The 3,122-nt window shown below is 71.6% G+C and carries 2 protein-coding genes; both read left to right on the forward strand.

From position 1 onward, the window contains the following. Window positions 1-965: caspase family protein (locus K0M70_RS08300; protein WP_290781332.1), on the forward strand; the 965-nt coding region annotated here is incomplete at its 5' end. 131 nt (window positions 966-1,096) lie between these two features. Beyond that, window positions 1,097-2,989: a caspase family protein gene (locus tag K0M70_RS08305; protein ID WP_290781333.1), complete on the forward strand. Its 1,893-nt coding sequence runs from the start codon at window positions 1,097-1,099 to the stop codon at window positions 2,987-2,989. Window positions 2,990-3,122: the final 133 nt, after the last annotated feature.

Consider the following 3,122-nt stretch of genomic DNA (forward strand, 5'->3'; position numbering starts at 1 on the left):
CGCGCTCTGGCGTTGCGCCGCGCCCGCGTCGCGCCTACGTGCTGGCGATCGGCATAGACGACTACGACACACCGCGCTTCCGTTTGAACTATGCCGCTGCCGACGCCCGTCTGATGGCTTCGCAGCTGGCCGACATCCCCGGCTATGAAACGCGCCGCCTGGTGCTCGCCGCCGAACGCGACGCCGATGGTCGGCGCACGCGCGTGGACCGGGCGACGATGAGCCGCGTGCTGTCCCTGCTGACGGTCGATGACGATCGCGACGCCACCCTCGCGGCCCTGCGTGCGGAGGGCATCGAGGCCGGGATGCTGCAGCCGGCAACGCCCGACGACGCGGTGATCGTCAGTTTCTCCGGCCACGGCTGGGCCAACCCGCGCGGCGACTTCTACCTGATCCCCGGCGACGGCCGCTGGCCCGACGGCTCGGAGTCGCCGGACCTGTCCACGGTGTTTGCCACTGCGGATCTGGTGGCGCCGTTCCAGCGGATGCAGGCCGGGGAGATCGCCCTGGTGATCGACGCCTGCCATTCGGCGGCCAGCGTCTCCGACGGCCGCTTCAAGCCAGGCCCGATGGGCGACAGCGGACTGGGCCAACTGGCCTACGACAAGGGCATCCGCATCCTGGCCGCAACCCAGGCCGACGACGTCGCGCTGGAGGACGCACGGCTCGGGCAAGGCCTGCTGACCTATGCGCTGGCAGAGGACGGGCTGGGCGCCGGGCACGCGGACCTCGACCATGACGGCAACATCCGCGTTGACGAATGGCTGGCCTATTCGGTCATCCGGATGCCCACGCTGGCCAACGATGCCCGCGTCGGTCGCATCGCCGCGGGCGCCGGGGGCACGCGCGCAATCACCTTCCATGATTTGCCGGCCGACGCCCCTGCGCGACGCGTGCAACAGCCAGCGCTGTTCGACTTCAACCCGCAGCCGAGCGCGCTGGTGCTGCGCGAGGGGGCACGATGAAGCGCATGGCGCTGATGGCCGGGCTTCTGGCTGGACTGCTGTCCGGCTGCGGGGGATCACCTGATTCCGCCCCGAACGACTCACCAACGGCGGTTGGGTCGCCTGCGCCGGACACGCGGCGCATACACGCCGTGGTCGTCGGCATCGACCGCTACCGCTATTCCGATGCGCAAATGCCGGGCGCTGTGTTCTCCGACCTGCGCGGTGCCGTCGGCGACGCCTTGCGCTTCAAGCAGGCGCTGGCGGATATCTATGGCGTCAAGGTTGACGCCCCCGTGGACGACGCCTGTGATTCATCCAACGACGCCACCACCACGCTGACCGACGACTGCGCGACCCGCGCGCGGATCCTGGAGGCACTGGAACAGCGGATCAGCACGCTGAGCCCCGGCGACACCCTGCTGTTCTATTTCGCCGGCCACGGCTCGCGCTACCGCGACGACGAGGCGCGCGACCAGGACACCGGCTACAACGGAACCATCATGCCGACCGACGCCCGCCGTCCGGACGGCGCGGCCGGCGATATCTTCGACGTCGAACTGAAGGTGCTCAAGGACCGCGCGACCGCGGCTGGCCTGTACTTCGTCAGCATCTTCGACTCCTGCAATTCGGCGACCGCCACCCGTACAGGCGCCGCGGGCCAGTCGCGCAGTGCGCCTGCGCTCGTCGGGGCCACGCCACCCGCGCCGGATGCGATGCAAGGCAGCGCGGCCGGTGGCGATGGTTATTGGGTGCACCTGGCGGCCGCGCAGGACGGCGAGGAGGCACAGGAAACCGGCGGCGGCGCCGTCGGCGCGCGAGCGGGCGTGTTCACCACCGCCCTGCTGGACACGCTTCGCATGCCGGGCATGCGCAATGCGACCTTTGGCGACCTGGTCCACGAGGTGCGCCTGCGCGTCGCCGCCAGCGGCCATCCGGCGCAGACGCCATCGGGCGAAGGCGCACTCACCGCCGTGCTGGGCGCCCGGTCGCGCACCGTCGTGCTTTACGACTTAAGAAATTACGGTGGCACAACACCCCTGCAGGCGGGGGTGACGGGTGCCATCACGCCCGGCTCCCGCTTCGCGATCTATGCCAGTCAGGCCGATGCCGTTGCGCAGCAGTCAAGCCTGTCCAGCGCGTCGGTCACCGCCGTCGCGGCCAACAGCGCCACGCTGAAGCTCGACACGGCGCCAGAGGGGACGCTGCCGGCGCGGCTGGTCGCGCTACAGGTCGCCCACTTCCTGCCCGCCGACGCACTCGCCGTAGCCATTGACCTGCCCGGGGGCCCCGCCCGGGCGGCCGCCGCGGCCGCCCTGCGCGCCACCGGCGTTGCCGTGGTGGCGGCGGACGGCGGTACGCGCGTGGTCCAGGCCCCGGACGACCCCGATGCGATCGCGCTGCGCGCGGCTGACGGCACACTGCTGGCGGCGTCGCTCGGACGCGCCGACGACTCCGCGTTCGGCGATCGCCTGGCCGATGCCCTGCGCAAGGTCGCGCGCGTACAGCAACTGCTTGCGCTGCGAACCAGCGCCAGCGGCACCGAGGCCGATCCTTTCCCCGTCGCGGCCTGCATTGCGGCCGATGGCTATCGCCCCCCCGCCTGCCCCCCCCCCGCGGCTGGGGGCGTGCGCCGGATTGGCCCGGGCGAGCGGATCACCGCGACGGTGATCAACCGCGCTGCCCGACCGGCCTACGTTTATGTGCTGGCAATCGACCCCTACAACGCGGTTGACCTGGTGCTTCCCAAGCCCGGTGAGTTCGACCAGGCCTTGCCTCCGAACCAGCCGTACCGACGCTCCGCGATGTCCTTCGACACGCCCGGCGCCTATCGCTTCGTGGTGATCAGCAGCGCACGCCCCATCCGCGCCGACGCGTTCCAGCAGGCCGGCACCGGCGCGCGTGACCTGGCCGCCTGCACCTCGCCGCTCGAACGCCTGCTGTGCGCAAGCAGCGAAGGCCGGCGCGACGTGGGTGTCACCGCGGTGGGCGACTGGTCCGCGCAGGTTTCCACCGTGCTGGCCACCACCGAGCCGTCGCCCTGAGCCGCGCACCGCCCCCTGTCCACCACCGAGGAGCTGCCATGAGCCACGCACCGTCCCCCGCGCTGTTCACCGCACTGCTGGCCTGCGCCGTGTCGGCGGGGGGTTGGGGTAGCGCCCCGCCCCCCCCCGGGGC

It is taken from the genome of Arenimonas sp. (assembly GCF_019459675.1).
Taxonomy (GTDB): domain Bacteria; phylum Pseudomonadota; class Gammaproteobacteria; order Xanthomonadales; family Xanthomonadaceae; genus Arenimonas.